The 21,359-nt window shown below is 65.4% G+C and carries 21 protein-coding genes; 16 read left to right on the top strand and 5 right to left on the bottom strand.

Annotated elements, in window-relative coordinates; all coding sequences use genetic code 11:
• Positions 1-73: 73 nt before the first annotated feature.
• The gene (locus LAQ58_RS15615) at positions 74-745 is read right to left on the bottom strand and encodes a helix-turn-helix domain-containing protein (protein WP_224448364.1); all 672 of its coding nucleotides are present in this window, start codon (positions 743-745) and stop codon (positions 74-76) included.
• 180 nt (positions 746-925) lie between these two features.
• On the opposite strand from LAQ58_RS15615, the gene LAQ58_RS15610 reads away from it, so the two are divergent.
• From LAQ58_RS15610 to LAQ58_RS15550, 13 genes are all read left to right on the top strand, one after another.
• Positions 926-1,297, top strand: a complete 372-nt coding sequence (locus LAQ58_RS15610) for a hypothetical protein (RefSeq protein ID WP_224448363.1) — start codon at positions 926-928, stop codon at positions 1,295-1,297.
• Positions 1,294-2,832: an alpha,alpha-trehalose-phosphate synthase (UDP-forming) gene (locus tag LAQ58_RS15605; RefSeq protein WP_224448362.1), complete on the top strand. Its 1,539-nt coding sequence runs from the start codon at positions 1,294-1,296 to the stop codon at positions 2,830-2,832. Before LAQ58_RS15610 ends, LAQ58_RS15605 begins: the two co-directional genes overlap by 4 nt.
• Positions 2,829-3,677, top strand: a complete 849-nt coding sequence (gene otsB / locus LAQ58_RS15600) for a trehalose-phosphatase (protein WP_224448361.1) — start codon at positions 2,829-2,831, stop codon at positions 3,675-3,677. Before LAQ58_RS15605 ends, otsB begins: the two co-directional genes overlap by 4 nt.
• Before the next feature lie 69 nt (positions 3,678-3,746).
• Positions 3,747-4,682, top strand: coding sequence for a lipoyl synthase (lipA, locus tag LAQ58_RS15595; protein WP_224448360.1), 936 nt, complete (start codon positions 3,747-3,749; stop codon positions 4,680-4,682).
• Positions 4,683-4,745: 63 nt separating this feature from the next.
• A complete protein-coding gene (locus LAQ58_RS15590; protein ID WP_224448359.1) occupies positions 4,746-4,931 on the top strand; it encodes a hypothetical protein in 186 nt (61 codons plus the stop codon).
• 75 nt (positions 4,932-5,006) lie between these two features.
• A complete protein-coding gene (locus LAQ58_RS15585; protein WP_224448358.1) occupies positions 5,007-6,374 on the top strand; it encodes a M20/M25/M40 family metallo-hydrolase in 1,368 nt (455 codons plus the stop codon).
• Between the two features lie 393 nt (positions 6,375-6,767).
• On the top strand, positions 6,768-7,871 hold the full coding sequence (gene pdhA, locus LAQ58_RS15580) for a pyruvate dehydrogenase (acetyl-transferring) E1 component subunit alpha (RefSeq protein WP_224448357.1): 1,104 nt from the start codon (positions 6,768-6,770) through the stop codon (positions 7,869-7,871).
• The gene (locus tag LAQ58_RS15575) at positions 7,871-8,863 is read left to right on the top strand and encodes an alpha-ketoacid dehydrogenase subunit beta (protein WP_224448356.1); all 993 of its coding nucleotides are present in this window, start codon (positions 7,871-7,873) and stop codon (positions 8,861-8,863) included. Before pdhA ends, LAQ58_RS15575 begins: the two co-directional genes overlap by 1 nt.
• Positions 8,864-8,866: 3 nt before the next feature.
• Positions 8,867-10,516, top strand: a complete 1,650-nt coding sequence (locus LAQ58_RS15570) for a dihydrolipoamide acetyltransferase family protein (RefSeq protein ID WP_224448355.1) — start codon at positions 8,867-8,869, stop codon at positions 10,514-10,516.
• A gap of 4 nt (positions 10,517-10,520) precedes the next feature.
• Positions 10,521-11,948, top strand: a complete 1,428-nt coding sequence (gene lpdA / locus LAQ58_RS15565; protein WP_224448354.1) for a dihydrolipoyl dehydrogenase — start codon at positions 10,521-10,523, stop codon at positions 11,946-11,948.
• A 42-nt stretch (positions 11,949-11,990) separates the two neighbouring features.
• On the top strand, positions 11,991-12,266 hold the full coding sequence (locus LAQ58_RS15560) for a hypothetical protein (RefSeq protein WP_224448353.1): 276 nt from the start codon (positions 11,991-11,993) through the stop codon (positions 12,264-12,266).
• Positions 12,267-12,352: 86 nt separating this feature from the next.
• On the top strand, positions 12,353-13,717 hold the full coding sequence (gene glmM / locus LAQ58_RS15555; RefSeq protein WP_224448352.1) for a phosphoglucosamine mutase: 1,365 nt from the start codon (positions 12,353-12,355) through the stop codon (positions 13,715-13,717).
• 62 nt (positions 13,718-13,779) lie between these two features.
• Entirely contained in the window at positions 13,780-14,526 is a 747-nt protein-coding gene (locus tag LAQ58_RS15550; protein WP_224448351.1) for a GNAT family N-acetyltransferase, read from the top strand.
• On the opposite strand, the gene LAQ58_RS15545 is transcribed toward LAQ58_RS15550, so the two are convergent.
• The 4 genes from LAQ58_RS15545 to LAQ58_RS15530 form a co-directional block, all read right to left on the bottom strand.
• A complete protein-coding gene (locus tag LAQ58_RS15545; protein ID WP_224448350.1) occupies positions 14,457-15,710 on the bottom strand; it encodes a DUF7118 family protein in 1,254 nt (417 codons plus the stop codon). The genes LAQ58_RS15550 and LAQ58_RS15545 overlap by 70 nt on opposite strands.
• Positions 15,711-15,713: 3 nt before the next feature.
• Positions 15,714-16,073 carry a phosphoribosyl-AMP cyclohydrolase gene (gene hisI / locus LAQ58_RS15540; RefSeq protein WP_224448349.1) on the bottom strand — a complete coding sequence of 120 codons (360 nt, stop codon included), beginning with the start codon at positions 16,071-16,073 and terminating at the stop codon, positions 15,714-15,716.
• Between the two features lie 49 nt (positions 16,074-16,122).
• Positions 16,123-17,124: an A24 family peptidase gene (locus LAQ58_RS15535; RefSeq protein WP_224448348.1), complete on the bottom strand. Its 1,002-nt coding sequence runs from the start codon at positions 17,122-17,124 to the stop codon at positions 16,123-16,125.
• 95 nt (positions 17,125-17,219) lie between these two features.
• On the bottom strand, positions 17,220-18,629 hold the full coding sequence (locus LAQ58_RS15530) for a GntP family permease (RefSeq protein WP_224448347.1): 1,410 nt from the start codon (positions 18,627-18,629) through the stop codon (positions 17,220-17,222).
• Positions 18,630-18,828: 199 nt separating this feature from the next.
• On the opposite strand from LAQ58_RS15530, the gene LAQ58_RS15525 reads away from it, so the two are divergent.
• The 3 genes from LAQ58_RS15525 to LAQ58_RS15515 all read left to right on the top strand — a co-directional run bounded on the left by LAQ58_RS15525 (position 18,829) and on the right by LAQ58_RS15515 (position 20,906).
• Positions 18,829-20,076, top strand: a complete 1,248-nt coding sequence (locus LAQ58_RS15525; RefSeq protein ID WP_224448346.1) for a magnesium transporter — start codon at positions 18,829-18,831, stop codon at positions 20,074-20,076.
• A gap of 243 nt (positions 20,077-20,319) precedes the next feature.
• On the top strand, positions 20,320-20,556 hold the full coding sequence (locus LAQ58_RS15520) for a hypothetical protein (RefSeq protein WP_224448345.1): 237 nt from the start codon (positions 20,320-20,322) through the stop codon (positions 20,554-20,556).
• Positions 20,553-20,906, top strand: coding sequence for a type II toxin-antitoxin system PemK/MazF family toxin (locus LAQ58_RS15515; RefSeq protein WP_224448344.1), 354 nt, complete (start codon positions 20,553-20,555; stop codon positions 20,904-20,906). The genes LAQ58_RS15520 and LAQ58_RS15515 overlap by 4 nt, the downstream gene beginning before the upstream one ends.
• Positions 20,907-21,359: the final 453 nt, after the last annotated feature.

Raw genomic sequence — 21,359 nt, 5'->3', positions numbered from 1 at the left:
AATCTCTGCCGGTCCATGAGTAACGCCGCTAGTGTGAGGAAGAAAAGACTGTCAAATGGGGTGAAACGAGGGGTCAGTAGTCGCTCCCAAACGACGCGTCGCCGACGCGGAGAGCACTCTCGATGAGCGCCTTGTGGCCGCGGCGGAGGCGTTCGGAGAGCGCCTGCTGGGAGACGCCTAACTCGGCGGCGAGTTCGCTCATCGTCACGTCGCGCGGCACGTCGAAGTAGCCGTGTTCGACGGCCGTGACGAGCGCGTTGTACTGGTTCTCGGTGAGACCGAACTCGCCGCGTCCCGTCGACTGTTTGAGGTCGTAGATGTTCTTGATGGAGAATGTCAACCCCTTGTCGGTACAGAACTCGTGGGTCGCCGAAAGTGCGTCGCGGGTCGGAAAGAGGATGCGGAGGTGCCACCGGTCGTCCCGGCCGTGCATCTCCATCACCGTCCCGCCCTCGTCGAGGAGGATGTGCATGATCACGCGGATGTTCTCGACCCAGTTCATCCGGTAGAGCAGTTCGTCGCCGAGGTCGTCGAGCAGTTCGACGTTTTCGACGCTCGGGTCGGCTTCGAGCGTCTCGGTCATCGAGGACGCTTCCGTCCCGGAGACGCGGACGTACGGCATCACGCGGTCGGAGTCGTGGGCCGCGAGGCGAACAACCTCGAACTCGGCGTCCAAGTTCGAGGTGAGCGCTTCACGAAGCGCGAACTCGTTTGCCGGAAGTTCTACCTCAGCGATAGTACTCATAGTAGCAGTGTCGTCGCCAACGGAGTTGAACCTACTGGCAGCAGTGACGAAAACGGAGACGGATATCGCCCGAGGGGACAGTCACGAAGAGTTATATTCACGATTGTTTATAGTGAGTCAAAGCGCGTATATACAGGCACAATCAGCATCCCTCTCGTGGGCGTGGTATTAAATACCGTAATGGACGCGCTCAGAGAGTTTATCGAGGGACGAGTGCCGAACGAGTGGGTACGTACGCCGGGTGCGGTAGTAGCGTTCGAGCGAAACGGTCTCCGGGTGGAAGCCGTGCAAACAACGACACCGCAGCGGTTCGGTCGAAGATGGGAGATTCGGCGGCTGGAGTCCGCCGGCGAGGCGACGGGACGGGAGACGGTGCAGTACGTCTCTTCGCGGGAGGAGGCGCTCGAAGCGGTATACGACTGTATGTGCCGAGTGGGAGCCGGAGAGACCGCCAGCGACGGCGGCTACGTCACCACGGACGAGTACGCGACAGGGGAAGCGGCGCACTCGGATGCCGCGACCCCGTCGATACGGGTGAAACACCGAGTATGAGTCCCGAACCTACCGAGTCGGCGCTGCTCGCCGACACGCCCGTGGACGCCTTCGAGTCGTCGCTGGTGCTGGTCTCGAACCGCCAGCCGTATCGACATCGGCACGAAGACGGCGAAATCGCCGTCGACCGGCCGGTCGGTGGTCTCACGGCCGGATTGGACCCGGTGATGCAGCAGATAGACGGCACCTGGATCGCGTGGGGCGACGGCGACGCCGATGCCGAGGTGACAGACGAGAACGACTGCGTCCGCGTCCCGCCGGACGACCCCGGTTACACGCTCCGCCGGGTGTGGCTCTCCGACGACGCCGTCGACGAGTACTATTACGGCTACAGCAACCAGGTGCTGTGGCCGCTCTGTCACGACCTCGTCGGCAAGACGAACTTCGAGGACCGCTTCTGGTCGCGGTATCGGGAGGTGAACGAGCAGTTCGCAGACGCGGTCGTCCAGCAGGCCGACGGAGAGTCGGTCGTCTGGTTTCAGGATTACCATCTCGCGCTCGCCCCCTCGCACGTGCGCGAGGCGCTGCCGGAGACGACGCTGTTTCAGTTCTGGCACATCCCGTGGCCGACGTGGGACACGTTCCGCGTCTGCCCGCAGCGACGGGAACTGCTGGACGGCCTCCTCGCCAACGACCTCATCGGCTTCCACACCGAGCGCTACGTCGAGAACTTCCTCGACTGCGTCGACGCCTGCTTCGAGTCGGCGACCGTCGACGCCGACAGCGGCGAGGTTCGGTACGACGGCGAGACGACGCTCGTTCGCGCGTTCCCGCTCGGCGTCGACGCCGAGCGCATCGGCAGGTTGGCCGAGGAACGGGACGAGGCGTTCTGGGAGTCGTTCAGAGACAAGTACGACATCCCCGAAGAGTCGCGCGTCGCCGTCGGCGTCGACCGACTCGACTACACGAAGGGGATTCCCGAGCGCCTCGATGCGCTCGAACACCTGTTCGAGACGCGCCCCGAGTGGCGCGAGCGGCTGACGTACGTCCAGAAGTCAACTGAGAGTCGCTCCGACATCCCGGAGTATCAGCGCCTCCAAGCGGAGGTCGACGAGCGCATCGACCGCATCAACGACCGGTTCGCCACGGAGACGTGGCAACCGGTCGTCCGCATCGACGAACGCCTGACGAATCCGGAGCTGTACGGACTGTACGCCCACAGCGACCTCGCGCTCGTCACGCCGGTGCGCGACGGGATGAACCTCGTCGCCAAGGAGTACGTCGCCGCGCAGGCCGACAACGACACCGACGACGGCGTGCTCGTGCTGAGTCGGATGACCGGTGCGCACGGCGAACTCGGCGACACGGCAGTGACCATCGAACCGTACGACGCCCACGAACTCGCCGACCAGATAGAGGAGGCGTTGACGATGCCGGACCACGAGCGCGAGCGGCGGATGGACGCGCTCAAGGAGTCGGTGCTGGAGAACGACCTCGACACGTGGTTGGCCTCGCTGCTCGGGACCGTTCAGGGCCTGCGGCGAGCGACCGACCAGCAAAACGAGGACCGCGACCGACAGGAGACGAAATCGTGAGCGACCCGACCGACCCGACCGACGCCGCTCGATCCGAACCCGAAAACGGCGTCACGCGGGCGATAGCCGCGCTCGAATCGCGGTTGCCCGACCACGAGGGGCTCCTGCTCTGCTTGGACTTCGACGGGACGCTCGCGCCCATCGTCGACGAACCGGAGGCGGCGGAGATAACGCCGACGAACGCCGAGTTGGTCGACCGCCTTCGCGAGGCGCCCGGCATCAGACTCGCCGTCGTCAGCGGTCGCGGCCTCGAAGACGTCCGCGGGCGCGTCGACGTAGACGGCGTCACGTACGCCGGTAACTACGGCATCGAAGTCGACCACGGCAGCGGCGAAATCGAGGTTCACCCGGACGCCGAGGCGGCCGAACCGGTGGTCGAGACGGTGAGAACGGCGCTCGAAGACGAACTGGCGGACGAACCGGGCGTCGCCGTCGAGGACAAACGCTGGACGACGACGGTCCACTTCCGCCGCGCCCCCGACCGCGCCGAAGAGGTTACCGAGACCGTCGAGGAAATCGTCGAGGAACACGACGAAGACCACCTCGCCACCGCGTCGGGGCGAGCTATCGTTGAGATCAAACCCGACGTGGAGACGAGCAAGGGAGCGGTCGTCGCCTCGTTCGCGGCGGAGGTCGACGGTTACCTCCCGATGTATATCGGCGACGACGTGGGCGACCGGTCGGCGTTCGAGACCATCGCGTCAGAAGACGGCGTGAGCGTCTACGTCGGCGACTCCGACATCGGCGCGACGGCGACCGTCGAGGACCCCGACGCAGTCGCAGCGGTGCTCCGCTGGATAGCCGACGTGGGCGTCGAGCGAATCGACGCGAACGGACCGAACTAATCAGGGCGAACCCGCAGACGACACCCCTCGAATCATCACGTTTTTGCACACTGGGGCGAAGAAACGGATATGGCATACAGGCGGAAACCGGACTGGCTGAAGATGCGGCCGCCGTCCGGTCGCCGGTTCACCGAGATCAAGCAGACCCTCAGAGACAGAGACCTCCACACGGTCTGCGAGGAGGCGAACTGCCCCAACCTCGGCGAGTGCTGGAGCGGCCGGAACGGACCGGGGACGGCGACGTTCATGCTGATGGGCGACCGCTGTTCGCGCGGTTGTAACTTTTGTGACGTACAAACGGGCGGGATGGACCCTCTCGACCCCGACGAACCCACGAACGTCGCCGAGTCCGTCGCCGAAATCGGTCTCGACTACGTCGTGCTCACCTCCGTCGACCGCGACGACCTTCCGGACCAGGGCGCGAGTCACTTCGCGCGGACGATTCGCGAGATAAAACGACGCGACCCCGAAGTGCTCGTCGAGGTGTTGATTCCGGACTTTCAGGGCGAAGAGCGACTCGTCCGAAAGATAATCGACGCCGACCCCGACGTCATCGCGCACAACATCGAAACCGTAGAGCGACTCCAATGGCCAATCCGGGACCGCCGAGCCAACTACGCCCAGTCGCTCTCCGTGCTCGAACAGGTCGAGCGGGAGTCCGACATCTATACGAAGACGAGCCTGATGCTCGGTCTCGGCGAGTACCACCACGAGATCTACCAGACGCTCTCTGACCTCCGCGAGGCCGACGTCGACATCGTCACGTTCGGACAGTACCTCCAACCGTCGCGCTCGCACCTCGACGTGTTCGACTACGTCCACCCCGACGCCTTCGAAACGTGGCGGCGCGTCGCCGAGGACGAGTTCGGCTTTCTCTACTGCGCCTCCGGTCCGATGGTCCGGTCGTCGTACAAGGCGGGCGAACTGTTCGTCGACGCCCTGCTGCGCGATGGGAAGAGTGTCGAGCAGGCACGGGCGGAAGCGCGCGCCGCCGCCGGAAACTGAGCCCGTTTCGGCGACCCTTGTCCCGCGGCAAACAGTAATATACGCCCGAACCGAAGCTGAACCATGGCAAGCACCCTCCTGCGCGTCGCGCTCGTCCTGCTCCTGCTGTTCGTCGCCGTGAGCGTGCTGGGCTTTCTCGTCGGCCTCATCACCGCAGTTGTCGAGACAGTAGTGACGCTACTCGTCCTCGGCGCGCTGCTCTACGGCGGTTACTGGCTGCTCTGGGGACGGAGCGGGTCGAATATTTAGTCGGGACGCGCGAGAAGCGGACCGAATCACCGGCGCGTGAGCGTTTATCACACCCCGACGCGAGCGTAGCGGCAGATGACGAACGAACCCGGCGAGTACGTCGGCGACGGCGAACCGTCTGTCGATGCCAGCCTCTGCGACCGCCCGGCCGAACTTCTGCAGGAACTCATCCGCTTCGACACGACGAACCCGCCCGGCGCGGAGCGCACGTGTATCGAGTGGGCCGCCGAGTTGCTGGCGGACGCCGGCATCGACTCGGAGCTGTACGCGACGAAGCCAGCGCGACCGAGCCTCGTCGCACGGCTCCCCGGCGACGACGCCCCCGCGCTGATGCTGTACGGCCACGTCGACGTGGTGCCGACGAGCGACCAGAAGTGGACCCACCCGCCGTTCGCGGGCGTGAAAGAGGACGGCTACGTCTGGGGTCGCGGCGCGCTCGATATGAAGTCGGGGGTGGCGATGTTCGTCGCCGCCTTTCTCCGCGCCGCCCGCGACGACATCGACCTCGCGGGCGACCTCGTGCTCTGTCTGCTCGCCGACGAGGAGGCCGGCGGCGACGACGGGGCGGCGTTTCTCGTGGAGGAGCACCCCGAACTGTTCGAGGACGTACGCTTCGCGCTCGGCGAGTTTGGCGGCTACCCATTGGAGTTGGCGGGCGTCCGTCTGTATCCCGTCCAGGTGAACGAGAAGCAGGTCTGCTGGGTTCGCGTCAGCGCGACCGGAAAAGCGGGCCACGCCTCGCGGCCGAGTCGCGGCGACGCCGTCGGGCGCATCGGTGAGGCGCTCGTAACACTCGACCGCGAGCGACTCCCCTACCACCTCACACCGCCGGTCGAGGAGATGCTCGACCGGATGGCCGAGCAGGTCGACGACGAGACGGCCGCGGTGCTGCAGGGACTGAAACACCCCGAGACGGTCGACGAGTCGCTGGCGGCGCTCGGCGACGAGGCGGGCACGTTCGAGGCGCTCTTGCACAACACGGCGAACGCGACGGTGCTCAGCGGCGGGGACAAGATAAACGTCGTCCCGGCGAGAGTCGAGTTCACCGTCGACAGCCGTCTGTTACCCGGACAGACCGGTGAGAACGTGGTCGCCGAACTCCGCGAGCTGTTGGGCGACGGCGTCGACGTCGAGGTCGAACGGTTCGAGAAGGGTCCCGAAGAGACGGATTTGCGACTCTTTGGTCTCTTAGACGACGTGTTACGGGACGCCGACGAGGAGGCGGTGCCGGTTCCGTACGTCCTCCCGGCGGCGACGGACGGCCGCATCTTCGCCCGGATCGGCATCCAGAGCTACGGGTTCACCCCGATGAACCTCCCATCGGAGTTCGAGTTCCAGTCGTTCGTCCACGCCGCCGACGAGCGCATCCCCGTCGAAGCAGTCGAGTTCGGCACCGACGCCGTCTACGACGTGGTCCGTCGGTACGACGGTGGCGTGGAGTAACGGCGGCGACGGGAGAGCACGTACAAAACGAGCCCAGACAGGACGAATTGACCTCCACGAATCGACTCCCAATAACCAGCGGTCGCTCGGCTTCCGCCCTCGACCGCCAACCGGTGGCAGCCCCCGTGAGAAGACCACTCGTGGCATTCGTTGTCGTTCGGCCTCGCGGATACGCAGCAATCCTTCCCATTTGTCCATTATACTCCGGAATGTGGAGGTATAATCACGCGAAGCGGATAGATCGACCGCAATATATTCCAAATCATAAATTTTACCGCTACCTCGTGGACAGATTCGGCGTGGGCGGCAGAATTTCTGACTATAGTAAATTATTTACGAAAACCCTATAACTCGGGCGGGAGACTGTTCGACCATGTGCAGGTGGGTTCTCCCGTGAGCACGCTACAGCGTGACCCCGACGAGATGATTCGGGTATTGGACGAAGACGGCTCGGTCGTCGGCGACGTTCCCGACCTCGCCGACGAGGAGTTCGTCGAGATATACCGACAGATGCGGTTGGCACGGCACTTCGACCAGCGGGCTGTGAGCCTCCAGCGGCAGGGGCGGATGGGGACGTATCCGCCGCTGTCGGGGCAGGAAGGCGCACAGATCGGCAGTTCGTTCGCGCTCGACAAGGACGACTGGATGTTCCCGAGCTACCGCGAACACGGTGCGGCCGTCGTCCGCGGGCTACCGCTGAAACAGACGCTGCTGTACTGGATGGGCCACGAGGACGGCAACAAGATGGAGGAGGGCGTCAACATCTTCCCCGTCGCCGTCCCCATCGCCAGCCAGATTCCGCACGCGACGGGCGCGGCGTGGGCGTCGAAGCTGAAAGGCGAGAACAACGCCTTCATCTGCTACTTCGGCGACGGCGCGACCAGCGAGGGCGACTTCCACGAGGGCGTCAACTTCGCGGGCGTCTTCGACACGCCGAACGTCTTCTTCTGTAACAACAACCAGTGGGCGATTTCGGTGCCCCGCGAACAGCAGACCGCGAGCGAGACCATCGCCCAGAAGGCCGTCGCCTACGGTATCGACGGCGTGCAGGTCGACGGGATGGATCCGCTCGCGGTGTATCAGGTGACGAACGCGGCCGTCGAGAAGGCGAAGAACCCCGAAGAAGGACAGCTTCGGCCGACGCTCATCGAGGCGGTGCAGTACCGCTTCGGCGCGCACACGACCGCCGACGACCCGACGGTGTACCGCGACGACGACGAAGTCGAGAAGTGGAAAGCGAAAGACCCCATCCCGCGACTGGAGGCGTTCCTCCGCGAGACGGGGCGACTCGACGACGAGTCCGTCGACGCCATCCGCGAGGAGGTCGAGACGGAGGTCGCGGACGCGATAGCGGCCGCCGAGTCGGTGAAGCGGCCGGATCCGAGCGAGATGTTCGAACACGTCTACGCCGAGATGCCCGCGGACCTCCGCGACCAGATGGCCGATTTCGAATCGATTCGCGAACAGTACGGCGACGAAGCCTTCCTCGAAGATTAATGGCGCAAGCAACACAATCACAGAACCTCACGCTCGTTCAGGCGGTACGGGACGGTCTCTACACCGAAATGCAGGCGGACGACGACGTCGTCGTCATGGGCGAGGACGTCGGCAAGAACGGCGGCGTCTTCCGCGCCACCGAAGGACTCTGGGACGAGTTCGGCGACGACCGCGTCATCGACACGCCGCTGGCTGAGTCCGGTATCATCGGAACCGCCGTCGGCATGGCTGCCTACGGTCTCAAGCCGGTGCCGGAGATTCAGTTCTCCGGGTTCATGTACCCCGGTTTCGACCAGATCGTCAGCCACATGTCGCGGCTCCGAACTCGCTCTCGCGGTCGTTACACGCTGCCGATGGTGCTCCGCGCGCCGTACGGCGGCGGCATCCGCGCCCCGGAGCACCACTCCGAATCCAAGGAGGCGTTCTACGCCCACGAGGCGGGGCTGAAGGTCGTCATGCCGTCGACCCCGTACGACACGAAGGGGCTGCTCATCTCCGCGATTCGCGATCCCGATCCGGTGATCTTCCTCGAACCGAAACTCATCTACCGCGCGTTCCGCGGCGAGGTCCCCGAGGACGACTACACGGTTCCCATCGGCGAGGCCGCGGTTCGCCGCGAGGGGTCTGACGTGTCGGTGTTCACCTACGGCGCGATGACCCGCGCGACGATAGAGGCCGCCGAGAACCTCGAAGGAGAGGTCGACGTGGAAGTCGTCGACCTCCGCACCGTCTCGCCGCTGGACCGCGAGGCTATCGTGGAGTCGTTCAAGAAGACCGGCCGCGCCGTCGTCGTCCACGAGGCCCCCAAATCGGGGGGCCTTGGCGGCGAAATCACCGCCATCGTACAGGAGGAGGCGCTGCTCTATCAGGAAGCGCCGGTCGAGCGCGTCACGGGCTACGACATACCGTACCCGCTGTACGCGCTGGAGGACTACTACCTGCCGAACGCCGCGCGGGTCGAAGAAGGTATCCGCAACGTCATGGAGTTCTAACCCATGGGAGTCAAGGAGTTCAAACTACCCGACGTGGGCGAGGGCGTCGCCGAAGGCGAACTCGTCTCGTGGCTGGTCGAAGTCGGTGACACCGTCACCGAAGACCAGGCCGTCGCAGAGGTGGAGACGGACAAGGCGCTCGTCGAGGTGCCGTCGCCGTACAACGGAACCGTCAAAGAACTGCTCGCCGAGGAGGGCGAAATGGTCCCCGTCGGTAACGTCATCATCACCTTCGAGGTGGAGGGAGAGGGTGACGAACCGACGGACGAGGAACGAACCTCCGCCGAGATGGAGGCCCAGGAGAGCGAGGCCGACGAGCGCGAAACCGGCGACGAAGCCATCGGCGCCGCGGGCGACGGAGAGGCCGTCGCGGGCGAATCCCCGGAAAAGGGGGCCGACGGCGAGGCCGAGACGCCGAAGGGCCGCGTCTTCGCCGCGCCGAGCGCCCGCCGCCTCGCGCGCGAACTCGACGTGGACATCAACGCCGTCGAGGGCAGCGGACCGGGCGGCCGCGTCACCGACGCGGACGTGCAGACCGCCGCCAACGGGCAGATGGAGAGCGAAGTAGGAGAGCCCGAGAGCGAGAGTGACTCCGGACCGCGAGAGGTCTCGACGGGCGAGAAGCAGTCCGCCGTGAGCCGGCGCGACGGCCAGTCGGCCGTCAACGGCAGCGCCGGCGCCGCCGCCAGCGCGGAAGCCGCCGGTCGCGACCGGACGCTCGCCGCGCCCGCAACGCGTCGGATGGCCGAGGAGGAGGGCGTCGACATCGACGACGTGCCGACCGACGAGACGCGTGACGGCGAGGCGTTCGTCACGGCGGAAGCGGTCACGCAGTACGCACAGGCCCAGCGTGAGGCGCGCGAGGCCGAGATGCAGGCGGAGTCGGCTGAAACAGAAGCCGAAGCTACGTCCGCGACGAACGCCACCGCGGAAGGAGTCGCCGAGCGCATCCCCTACCGGGGCGTCCGGCGCACCATCGGTCAGCAGATGGAGCAGTCGGCGTACACCGCGCCGCACGTCACGCACCACGACACGACTACCGTCGACGAACTCGTCGACGTGCGCGCAGAGTACAAGCAACTCGCCGCCGAACGCGACGTGAAGCTCACGTACATGCCGTTCGTGATGAAAGCCATCGTCGCAGGGTTGCGCGAGCATCCGATACTGAACTCGACGCTCGACGAATCCGACCCCGAGAACGCCGAGATACTCGTCAGAAACGAGTACAACATCGGCATCGCGGTGGCGACCGACGCCGGACTGATGGTGCCCGTCGTGAAGAACGTCGACAAGAAGTCCATTCTGCAGCTCTCCCGCGAGGTCAACGACCTCGCCTCGCGCGCCCGCGAGCGGAAGGTGACCCGCGAGGAGATGCAGGGCGGGACGTTCACCATCACGAACTTCGGGGCCATCGGCGGCGAGTACGCCACCCCGATAATCAACTACCCCGAGACGGCGATTCTCGGGCTCGGCGGAATCGAGAAGCGGCCGGTCGTCGAGGAGACCGAGGAGGGCGACGAAGTCGTAGCCGCGAACACGTTGCCGCTGTCGCTCTCCATCGACCACCGCGTCGTCGACGGCGCGGACGCCGCAGCGTTCACGAACACGGTGATGGAGTACCTCCGTAACCCCAAACTCCTGCTACTCGAATAATACAATGGTTGTCGGAGATATCTCAACCGGAACGGACGTACTGATCATCGGCGGCGGACCGGGCGGCTACGTCGCCGCCATCCGCGCCGCACAACGCGGTCTGGACACCACGCTCGTCGAGAAGGACGAATACGGCGGCGTCTGTCTCAATCGCGGCTGCATCCCCTCGAAGGCGCTCATCACCGGCGCGGACCTCGCCCACGAGGCGGGCAACGCCGAGGAGATGGGTATCCACGCCAACCCCGCCGTCGACATGGCGCAGATGGTCGACTGGAAGGACGGCATCGTCGACCGCCTCACCGGCGGCGTCGAGAAGCTGTGTAAGGCCAACGGCGTCAACCTCATCAAAGGCACGGCGACGTTCAAAGACGAGAACAGCGTCCGCGTCGCCCACGGCGGCGAGGGCCAGGGGAGCGAGAGCATCGAGTTTGACTCCTGCATCGTCGCCACGGGCAGTCGACCCATCGAAATTCCGAACTTCAGCTACGCGGACGACCCCGTGCTCGGGTCGCGTGACGCGCTCGACATGGACACCATCCCCGAGCGCCTCGTCGTCGTCGGCGCGGGTTACATCGGGATGGAACTGTCGACGGTGTACGCCAAACTCGGCACCGAGGTGACGGTCGTCGAGATGCTCGACGACGCGCTCCCCGGTTACGAGGACGACGTGGCGAACGTCGTCAAGCGCCGCGCGAAGGATCTCGGCATCGACTTTCACTTCGGCGAGGGCGCCTCCGAGTGGCGCGACTCCAGCGACGGCGGCATCACCGTCGTCACCGAGACGGAGGACGGAGAGGAGTCGACATACCCCGCTGACAAGGTGCTCGTCGCCGTCGGGCGCTCGCCCGTCACCGACACGCTCGGTCTCGACGCCATCGACCTCGAACCGAACGACCGAGGATTCCTCGAAACCGACGACTACGCCCGCACGGATATCGACCACATCTTCGCCGTCGGCGACGTAGCGGGCGAACCGATGCTCGCGCACAAGGCGTTCAAGGAGGGCATCGTTGCCGCCGAGGTCATCGCAGGCGAACCCGCGGCACTCGATTATCAAGCCGTCCCGGCGGCGGTCTTCACCGACCCCGAGATCGCGACAGTCGGGATGACGAAAGCCGAGGCCGAGGAAGCGGGCTTCGAGCCCCTCGTCGGCCAGATGCCGTTCAACGCCAGCGGTCGCGCGATGACGACGAACCACACCGAGGGGTTCTGTCGCATCGTCGCCGACGAGGATTCGGGCTTCATCCTCGGGGCACAGATCGTCGGTCCCGAGGCGTCCGAACTCATCGCCGAAGTCGCGCTCGCCGTCGAGATGGGCGCGACGCTCGAAGACGTGGCGGCGACCATCCACACGCACCCGACGCTCGCCGAAGTGGTGCAGGAAGCCGCCGAGAACGCCGAGGGGCAGGCGATTCACACGCTAAATCGGTAGCAGGAAACGTAGTTTTTTGATAGGTCGGTGCGCGGTTCGCGCATGGGCCTGTTTGGTTCCCCCTCCGATGCTGACGGACGGATGAGCGGCGGCTTCGAATCCGTCGAAGAAGAGCGCGAAGAACAGTGGTGGGTGCCGGCGAACCCGCGCGACGACCAGTTCAACGGGACGCTCAAGCGCGTCGTCGACGAGGAGGCAGGCATCGTCATCTACGCGTACACGAACGGCAACGCGGGCGGCGTCACTGCGGTCCCGCTGTCGCGGACGACGCTCGATATCGGTACCGACGAAGGAGAGTCGAGCGACGCGTCATCGTAGCGCAGTGCGCACGAAGCCCCGTTAACCGGAGATTTCACGAGTCGTCTCCGGAACGGCTTTCTTTCTGCCCACAAGAGCAACCGCTAATGAAGTTGTTCGGGTCGAGTGGGACGCGCGGGGTGGCGAACGAACAGCTAACCCCCGAGTTCGTCCTCAGGGTGGCGAAGGCCGCCGGGACGGTGTGGAACGCCGAGCGCGCCGCCGTCGCTCGCGACACTCGGACGACGGGCGAACTGTTCACGAACGCCGCCGCCAGTGGACTGGCGAGCGTCGGCGTCGACGTGGACCGCCTCGGCGTGACGCCGACGCCCGCGGTGACGCGCTACTGCGAAGTCGAGGGCGTGCCGGGTATCATCATCACCGCCTCGCACAACCCGCCGGAGTACAACGGCGTCAAGCTGGTCGGTCCCGACGGCGTCGAACTCGTCGTCGAACGACTCGAACGCATCGAAGACCACATCCTCGCCGAGAAGTTCGACACCGTCGGATGGGACGAAGTCGGCGAGACGCGACGGGTCGAGTCGGCGAACCGCGACTACGTCGAGGAGATGCTCGCCACCGTCGACCGCGAGAAAATCGCCGCCGGAAATCTGAGAGTCGCGCTCGATCCCGGCCACGGTGCGGGCGCGCTGACCAGCCCCGAGTTCTACCGCGAACTCGGCTGCGAGGTCGTCACAGTCAACGGTCAGCCCGACGGCCACTTCCCCGGCCGGAACCCCGAACCCGTCGAGAAGCATCTCGGCGACTTGGGCCGTCTGGTCCGCGCGACCGACGCCGACGTGGGCATCGCCCACGACGGCGACGCCGACCGGGCCATCTTCTTCGACGAGCACGGCAAGTACATCGAGGGCGACGCGTCGCTGGCGGCGCTGGCGGCCGCCGGACTCTCCGAGGGTGACACCACCGTCGCCGCGGTCAACGTCTCTCAGCGCCTCGTCGACGTCTGCGACGACGTGGGCGCGACGCTGGAACTGACGCCCATCGGCAGCACGAACCTCATCACTCGTATTCGGGAGCTGTGGGCCGAAGGCGAGACCGTCCCCGTCGCCGGGGAGGGCAACGGCGGCATCTTCTTCCCCGACTACCGCCTCGTCCGCGACGGCGCGTTCATCGGTGCGAAGTTCCTCGAACTGGTCGCCGAGCGCCCCGCGAGCGAAATCGTCGCCCCGTACACCAACTACCACAACGTCCGCGTCAACCTCATATACGACTCGGAGGCCGAACTGAATGCAATGCTCGCCGCCGCCGAGACGTACGCCGAGGGCGCCGCCGCCGAACCGAACACCATCGACGGCTACCGCCTCGACTACGGCGACGCGTGGGTGCTCGTCCGCCCTTCGGGGACGGAGCCGAAAGTGCGAATCTACGCCGAGGCGCGCGAGGCCGCCCGTGCCGAGCAGTTGGCCGAGAACGCCCGCGCGGCACTGACGGCCGCGCTTCCGGATCAGTAGCGCCGCACCACAGTCAGGCGAACTGGGACAACCGTTTTCACCGCGCCGTATCCATCAGTACTATGGATATCCGGCCGCTGGCATCGCCCGACGAGCTTCGGGCGTCGATTCACGTCAATCGACGCGCGTGGCGTGTCGCCTACGCCGACCTGCTCCCGACGCCGGTGTTGGAGATGCGGGAGGTGGCGGCGGCGGCCAACGTTCGCGCCCGGTTCGACCAACTGCGGCGGACGCCCGCCGAGCGGTTTCTCGTCGCCGTCGATACCGAGAGCGGCGGCGACGCCGGTGATGACGGCGCCGACGGGGGCGACGAAACCGCCGTCGTCGGCTTCGCACGGGTCGTCTGGGACGCGATGCGGACGAAGCCGTTCGTCCGCGACGGCGAGGCGGAACTGCGCGCGCTCTACGTCGACCCCAACTGGTGGAACCGGGGTGTTGGCTCGCGCTTGCTCACGTCGGGACTGAGCGCGCTCCCCGAGACGGTGAGAGTCGTTCGACTGGAAGCGCTGACGGGCAACGAGATGGCCGAGCAGTTCTACCTCGCGCGGGAGTTCGAGGCGGGCGGCGAGAACAGCGTCGACATCGAGGGAACGTCGTACCCGACGGAGGTGTACTGGCGGTCGGTGGGAGACGACGGCGAGGAGACGAGCGTCCGCGGGGAGGCGAACGGCCTCGGTGGTTCCAGCGATGCCGACTGCGGGGGTGACCCGACCGATTCCGGCGGTTACGACTCCGAGAATTACGAATCCGAAGACTGCGACTCCGAGGAGTACGACTCGGACGGGACGAGTCGAGCGCCCGACTCGTAGCCGTACCGCGCGAGAACGTCGCTCAGGCGGTCTCGGTGCTCGTCGAACGCGTCGAGTGCGGTCTCCACCTCGCCGCGTTGCAGTCGCCGCCGTTCCGCGTCGGTGAGCGACTCGCGAGCCTCCGCCGCGGTTTGGAGGCGGTCGTAGTCGGGGGCTTCGGCGAGATACCGGAGTTTCCGGCACCGGGCGACGACGTCGTCGGGCGCGAACCGGGAGACGACCGAGACGAGTTCAGGGATGAAAAAGCGGAGTCGCTCGGCCGACGGCGGCGGCCACGACACCGTCAGCGGGCCGCCGTCGAGGCGAGTCAGGTACGTTCGGTTCACCGCCACACGCGCCTTCAATTCCTGCGGGTCGGCGACGAAGTGCGAGAGCTTCGAGTTGGAGTAGTCGGCGTACTCCAGCAGTTCGGGGATCGGGTCGCCGCCCACGTCGGCTGACCCGACGTACTCGCGGAGGTCGGCGGGCGGCGCGTCGTAGTCGACGAGCGGGTAGCCCGCGGCCGTCGCGACGAACGAGAGCACGTCGCGGGCGCTTCCGTCGCGTTTGAACGTCTCGAACGCCTCCCCGACCGCCTCGTTGTACGCTCGAATCGGCTCTCTGAGCCGTTCGACCGGGGCGTCGAGGTCGGCATCGCCGAGTCGTTCGAGGCGCCGAAGCTCTGCGATGCGCTCGTTGAGGTTCGAGAGACACTGTTCGGCGTCGCGGGTCGCCGTCCGATGTCGCTCTCGAGCCGTCACTCGCTCCTCCAGAAGCCCGGCGATGTCGGCGGCGGGAGAGAGGGCGTCGCGGGCGGATTCAAAATGTTTCTCGCTCAGACGGCGGCGGTCGACCGTCTCGTTGGCGGCGTCGAACGCGTCGGCGGCGGGGGCGTCGTCGGCGACGGACTCGACGACTTCGAGGAACTTCTGTTGGAACTCGACGAACGCGCCGAAGTCGCCCGTTCCGGTGGCGCGGTCCTCGTAGCGGTCGAGTAGCGCCATCGCGCGCTCGTAGGCGTCGGTGACGGTCTCGACGACTTCAATCCCCGGGTCGGCGACGGCTTCCTCGGCCTCTCGACGGGTCTCGAAAGCGGCTCGCAGTTCGTCCGCGACCCGTTCGGCGTTCGAGGGGGCTGTAAAGGAGTCGACGCCGACGCCGCCACCTGTTCCGTCCTCGGTCGGCGAGGGGTGCGCGTCGGTCATCGTTCAGTAGACGTCGTCGGGGTCGAACACGCGCTCGCCGACGTGCTCGCCGTCGACGGTCCGGTAGAAACAGGATCGGTGGCCGGTGTGGCACGCACCACCGGACTGGTCGATGAGATAGAGGAGCGTGTCGGCGTCGCAGTCGACGCGGACCTCCCTGACATCCTGGGTGTGGCCGCTCGTCGCACCTTTCTCCCAGAGTTCGTCTCGGCTTCGCGAGTAGTAGTGGGCGCGACCGGTCTCCCGGGTGCGTTCGAGCGCTTCGGGCGAGACGTACGCGAGCATTAGCACCTCGCCGGAGTCGGCGTCTTGGGCGACGGCGGGGACGAGTCCGTCCTCGCCGAACTCCACGTCGACGGTCATGGTCGGAGAGACGCACGTCCGGCCGATATGTCTTGTGCGTTTTCGACGGTCAGACCAGCCCAACCGCGCCGAGAATACCGAACAGGATGTCGCCGTAGGCGAGCGCGACTAGCAGTCCGAAGAACATCGGGACGACGAAGGGGAGTCCGGGCATCAACCACACCTCTTCGCGGGTCGTCACGAGGTCGAGTCCGTCGCGGAGTTTCTCCGGCGTCGTTCCGTATGCGCTCCAGTCGAGCGAGTCGAGAAACGTCTCGGCCGCCCACGGGTCGTCGTAGTCGGTGCGGGCGTCGCGGTCGGCCTCGCATTCTGGCGCTTTTCGGACGACTGTCCCTCCATCGGTGACGGCAGGAGCGTCGACCGCCCCGTCGCCGACGGGATACGTCTCGCTGACGCTCGCCGGGTTGCGGTGTGCGTCGGGATCTGCGCGGAGTTCCGACAGCGTCGCGCCGCGCCAGCGCAGATACATCCGGAGCGCGTCGAGGTCGAGCCCGTCGCGAGTGTAGCCGCAGGGCGTCTCGAAGAGGCTACCGTGGCGGGTGAGAAGCGACGGGACGGAGACTCTCTGACCGACGAACATCACTGGCGATACCCGCCGCGCCGCGAGATTTTGTAGGCCGAGTGCGACCGGGTACGCGACGGCGACGAGGACGGCGTTCGTGAGGATAGTGAACGAAAAGACGCCGAGCGTCGGCTCGACGAGCGGGAGTTCGACGCCGGAGACGAAGTACGAGGGGAACGTCGGAAACAGGAGCGCGAGTACGATGAGTGCCTTCGCGTCCGCCGCGCCGAAGCCGCCGATGTACCAGAACGCGTAGCCGATGGGCGCGACGAAGAAGGCGCTGATTGTAACCCGAAGGAGGAACAGCGAGTCGAGCGGGCCGAACGGGTACGCCGCCCACAACTCCCACGCCAGCAGGACGATGCCGAGCGCCGCCAGCGGCGGCCACATGCGATTGGGGAGGCGGCGCGTCTTCACGTCCCGCCACGCTGCCCACGCGAAGACGGGGACGACGAGCAGGCGCAGCAGGTCGGGCGTCGTACCGAGCACGATTCGCCCGTTGTAGGTGGGAAAAATAGCTGTTGCGGTCGCGGCGGGGCCGTCAGGAGGAAAAATTGTCGTCTGAACTAGGCTATCGGAGACGTTCAGGCCATCGGGAGGATTTTCGACAGCACGAGCACCGTCAACAGACCCGTGACCGAGACGATGGTCGTCAGCGCCGTCCACGTCTTCAGTGTCTCAATCTGCGTGAGACCGCCGATCTCCTTGACGAGCCAGAAGCCGCTGTCGTTGTACCACGAGAAGATGTTACCGCCTGCGCCGATGGCCATCACGAGGTACGCCGGGTTGACCGACAGCGACGCAACGGCTCCCGACCCGGCCATGATGCCCGCCGTCGTAAGCATCGCGACGGTTGCCGACCCCTGCGCGATGCGGACGGTCGCGGCGATGAGCCACGCGGTGACGAGCACGCCAATGCCGAGTCCTGAGAGGATGTTGGTGATGTAGTCGCCGATACCGGCGGCCGCGAGCATCGCGCCGAAGGCGCCACCCGCGGCGGTGATGGCGGCGATGTTACCGCCGGATTTCAGCGCTTCGGTGAGTTCGTCTCCCCATGCCTCGTCCGAGAGCGAGCGCATTCGGCGGTAGGTCAGCGCAGCCGCGATGGCTGCAGCGGTCAGCGCGAAGTTGGGGTCGCCGAAGAAGCCGGTGATTCCACGGATGGGCGCGTCCTCGCCGAGGAACGTCGTCGCCGCCGTGTCGGAGGCGACGAGGACGACGGCTAGCAGAATCGGCAGCGACGCTTCGAGTACGCTCGGGAGCTGGTTGTTCGACCGCTGGGCGAGTTCGCTCAGTTCGTCGCCGGTGGTGTCCATCGCGTCGCGAAGCGGGATGTCTATCCGCTTGTTTATCCACCGGCCGTAGACGATGCCGCCAACGAACGCCGAGGGAGCGGCGACCAAGAGACCGACGAGAATCGTCAGCCCGAGGTTGGTGTTCGGAATTTCCTCGGCCACCGCCAGCGGGCCGGGCGTCGGCGGGACGAACACGTGTGTCGTTGCCGCACCTGCGCCGACGACGACGATGTAGAGCGCGTAGTTCTTGCCGACACGGGCGCGCATCGACCGCGCCAGCGGCGCCATCAGGTAGAACACGTTGTCGAAGAACACCGGGATGGCGAGGAAGGAACTACTTCCCCAGAGCGCGAAGTCGGAGTTCTCGCTGCCCGTCAGCGAGGTGAATCCCCTGACGATGCGTTCCGCGGCACCGCTGGCCATCATCGACTTGCCGATGACCGCCGCCATCAGAATGGGGATACCGATACCCGCCATCCCCTCGCCGAACGCTTCGGCGATCCGCGCGGGAACCTCGGCAAACGCCACCTGGGGGGCAACGATGCCGACGATGAGTGTCGCGATGATGAGGCCGACGAACGCCGGAAGGTCCCAGTACACCAACAGCAGGATTACCGAGATGAGCCCCACGAGGAAAGCGATTAGCGGACTGTGCGCACCGCCGAGTTGTGCCACGTGTGGATTCGCGAAAATGTTCATGGGAAACTACGAGCGTAGTAACCACCACCTTCGCACTTATTTGTTAGGAATCGTTGAATACTGGTAAGGGGCAAATATCATTACTTACGTCTTGATTAGTTCGTACGGTAAGCGAGAGAGGTGGCAAACTGAGCGGAGGTGATGCGCCGAAGCGACGCAGCCACCACAACCATTTGGACGAAGTGGTACTATGTGGGATATGGAAGAGCAAACTGCGGACGTTCAACAGGCCATTGCGGCCTCGCCCAATCCGGCCGCGGAGTTCGGACAGCTCTCCCGGAGCCACCAACGGGAGGTGTTCTTTCACCTCCCGGAGACAGTCCGGAAGTCGCTCGTTGAGGATATGGACCGCGAGCAACTGCGGGGGTTCGTCCGACGGCTCGATCCCGACGAAGGGGCGGACGTGCTCGGGTTCGCGGGCGAAGAGACACGTTCGGCGGTGCTCAAACGGCTCGACGAGGACCGTCGGGAGAAGGTCGAGTTTCTGCTCGGGTTCAGCCCCGAGAGCGCCGCCGGCCTGATGCACCTCGACTACGTCACCGTCGGCGTCGAGAGAGGCGTCGACGCGATTGCGCGGCGGGTACAGCGGTTCGAGACCCAAACCGGCCGGATCCCGACCATCTTCATCACCGAGGGTGGGGAGCTTCTGGGCGAACTCCCCGGACAGGTGCTGGCGATGGGCGACGGGGACGTGGTCGATCTCCGTAATCACGTCCGCGAGACACCCGCGGTCACGTACGATACGACGGACACGGACGTCGTCGACGTGTTCAGAGAGCATCCCGAGGGTTCGGTGGCTGTTCTCGACGTCGACGGCTCCATCCTGGGCGTCATCAACGCCGAGGACCTCCTGCGCGTCGTCGAGGAGGAGGCGGCCGAGACGCTCTACGAGTTCACCGGCGTCCAGGAGGAGGAGAGCATCCTCGACGGGCCGCTCTCGAAGGTACGGCACCGATACAAGTGGCTCATTATCAACCTCGGAACGGCGTTCCTCGCCGCCGCCGCGGTCGGCATCTTCGAGGACACCATCGCAGCGTTCACGCTCCTGGCGGTGTACATGCCCGTCGTCGCCGGGATGGGCGGCAACGCCGGCACGCAGTCGATGGCGGTGACCGTCCGCGGCATCGCCCTCGGCCAGATTTCGCTGTCGACGGGGAACCGCGCCGTGATGAACGAGATTCTCGCGGGCGCGGCGAACGGACTCATCACGGGCGTCCTCGTCGCGGTTATCGCCTCGGTGTTCAATCAGAGTCCGCTTTTGGGACTCGTCCTCGGCGTCTCGATGGTGCTGAACCTCGTCATCGCCGGCTTCTTCGGGACGATCATTCCGCTGGCGCTCGATCGAATCGGGAAAGACCCGGCGACGTCCGCGACCATCTTCATCACGACGGCAACGGACGTTCTCGGGTTCTTCATCTTCCTCGGCCTGGCGCAGTCGGTGCTCTGAGCCGAGCGAGACCGTTCGGTTTCTCAGTGTCGAACTCGATTCGTCGCGGTGAGAGACATGTCACAATCGCTATCGAGAGGGAGAGCGGGGGCTGTGTCCACCGCGGATACGGCTAAAATATACTGGGTGAGAGCGCGCCGCGCTTTAGATGACGCAGTTCTTTCGGCAGTTGCCTCACTTTCCCTGTCCCGTGGGCAATAGTGGGCAAGTGTTATCGGGCCGTGGGTCATAGTGGGCAACACGATGAAAGTAGACGCCCGAGACCTGCGAACCAACGACACCGACGACCGAGGCCGGATCTACCTCGGGACGGAGTACGCGAACAAGCGCGTGACCGTCGCGGTGGTAGAAGTCGAAAACGACCGGCCCGACGGAGACGAACTCGCCGCCGCCTATCGGGAAGCATCCGAAAGTGCGGAGTCGTTGGCCAACGAGTGGGACGACACGTCCGACGAGGCGTGGAGCGGGCTGGCTGAATGAGCGACGAAACTGAAATCCGACGCGGCGATGTCGTCATCGTCCGGTTGGACCCTGCCGAAGGCCACGAGATGAAGAAGACCCGCCCGGCGGTCGTCGTCCAGAACGACGTCGGGAACGCAAATTCGAGTACGACCATCCTTGCACCCACGACTGGCACGTACCGAGGCTACCCATTCGAGGTACTGGTCGAAGCGGACGATTCGCCGTTCGAGAAGGACTCGTCGGTTCGTCTCGACCAGATTCGAGTCGTCTCCATCGAGAAGCGGATTCACTCGGTCGTCGGGAATCTGGACGCAGGAACAATGAGTCAGGTAGACGACGCATTGAAGCTGAGCCTCGGACTCAACTAAACGGTTCGACGCAGGCGACGTGGGAAATCGCAGTGAGTAGGTTCTTCGGGATGTCTTCGTGTACGCCTCTATCTTTCTTCGAGGAGAGAATCCCGCCGTTTATGGCGGGCGTGAATCCGACACCTCCTCCACAGACTGCATTTTGACGCTCATACGGATATTCAAGTAATCACGGGTCGTCGCATGACGTACACCGAGGCGGTCTCATCGCCCACCTAAATGCACACTATCGGGACTCCGAGACCCAGACTGCTCGAGACACCCTCTCGAACCGATGTGGTGTCTCGGTCAAGATAACTCCGAGTCCCCTTGGCGGCGATAGGAGTAACGGCGGTGTGGCCCCGCCATCGGCCTGTCATGCCGACCGGTCGTCTACCAGCAAATATCCCAACCCAGCGGTGCGGACGTGGGAAGCCCCGTCGGTTACGACGGGGAGGAGGTCACCTTAGAGGC

Source organism: Haloprofundus salilacus (assembly GCF_020150815.1).
GTDB lineage: Archaea > Halobacteriota > Halobacteria > Halobacteriales > Haloferacaceae > Haloprofundus > Haloprofundus salilacus.
This window is presented reverse-complemented; position numbering and strand designations above follow the sequence as displayed.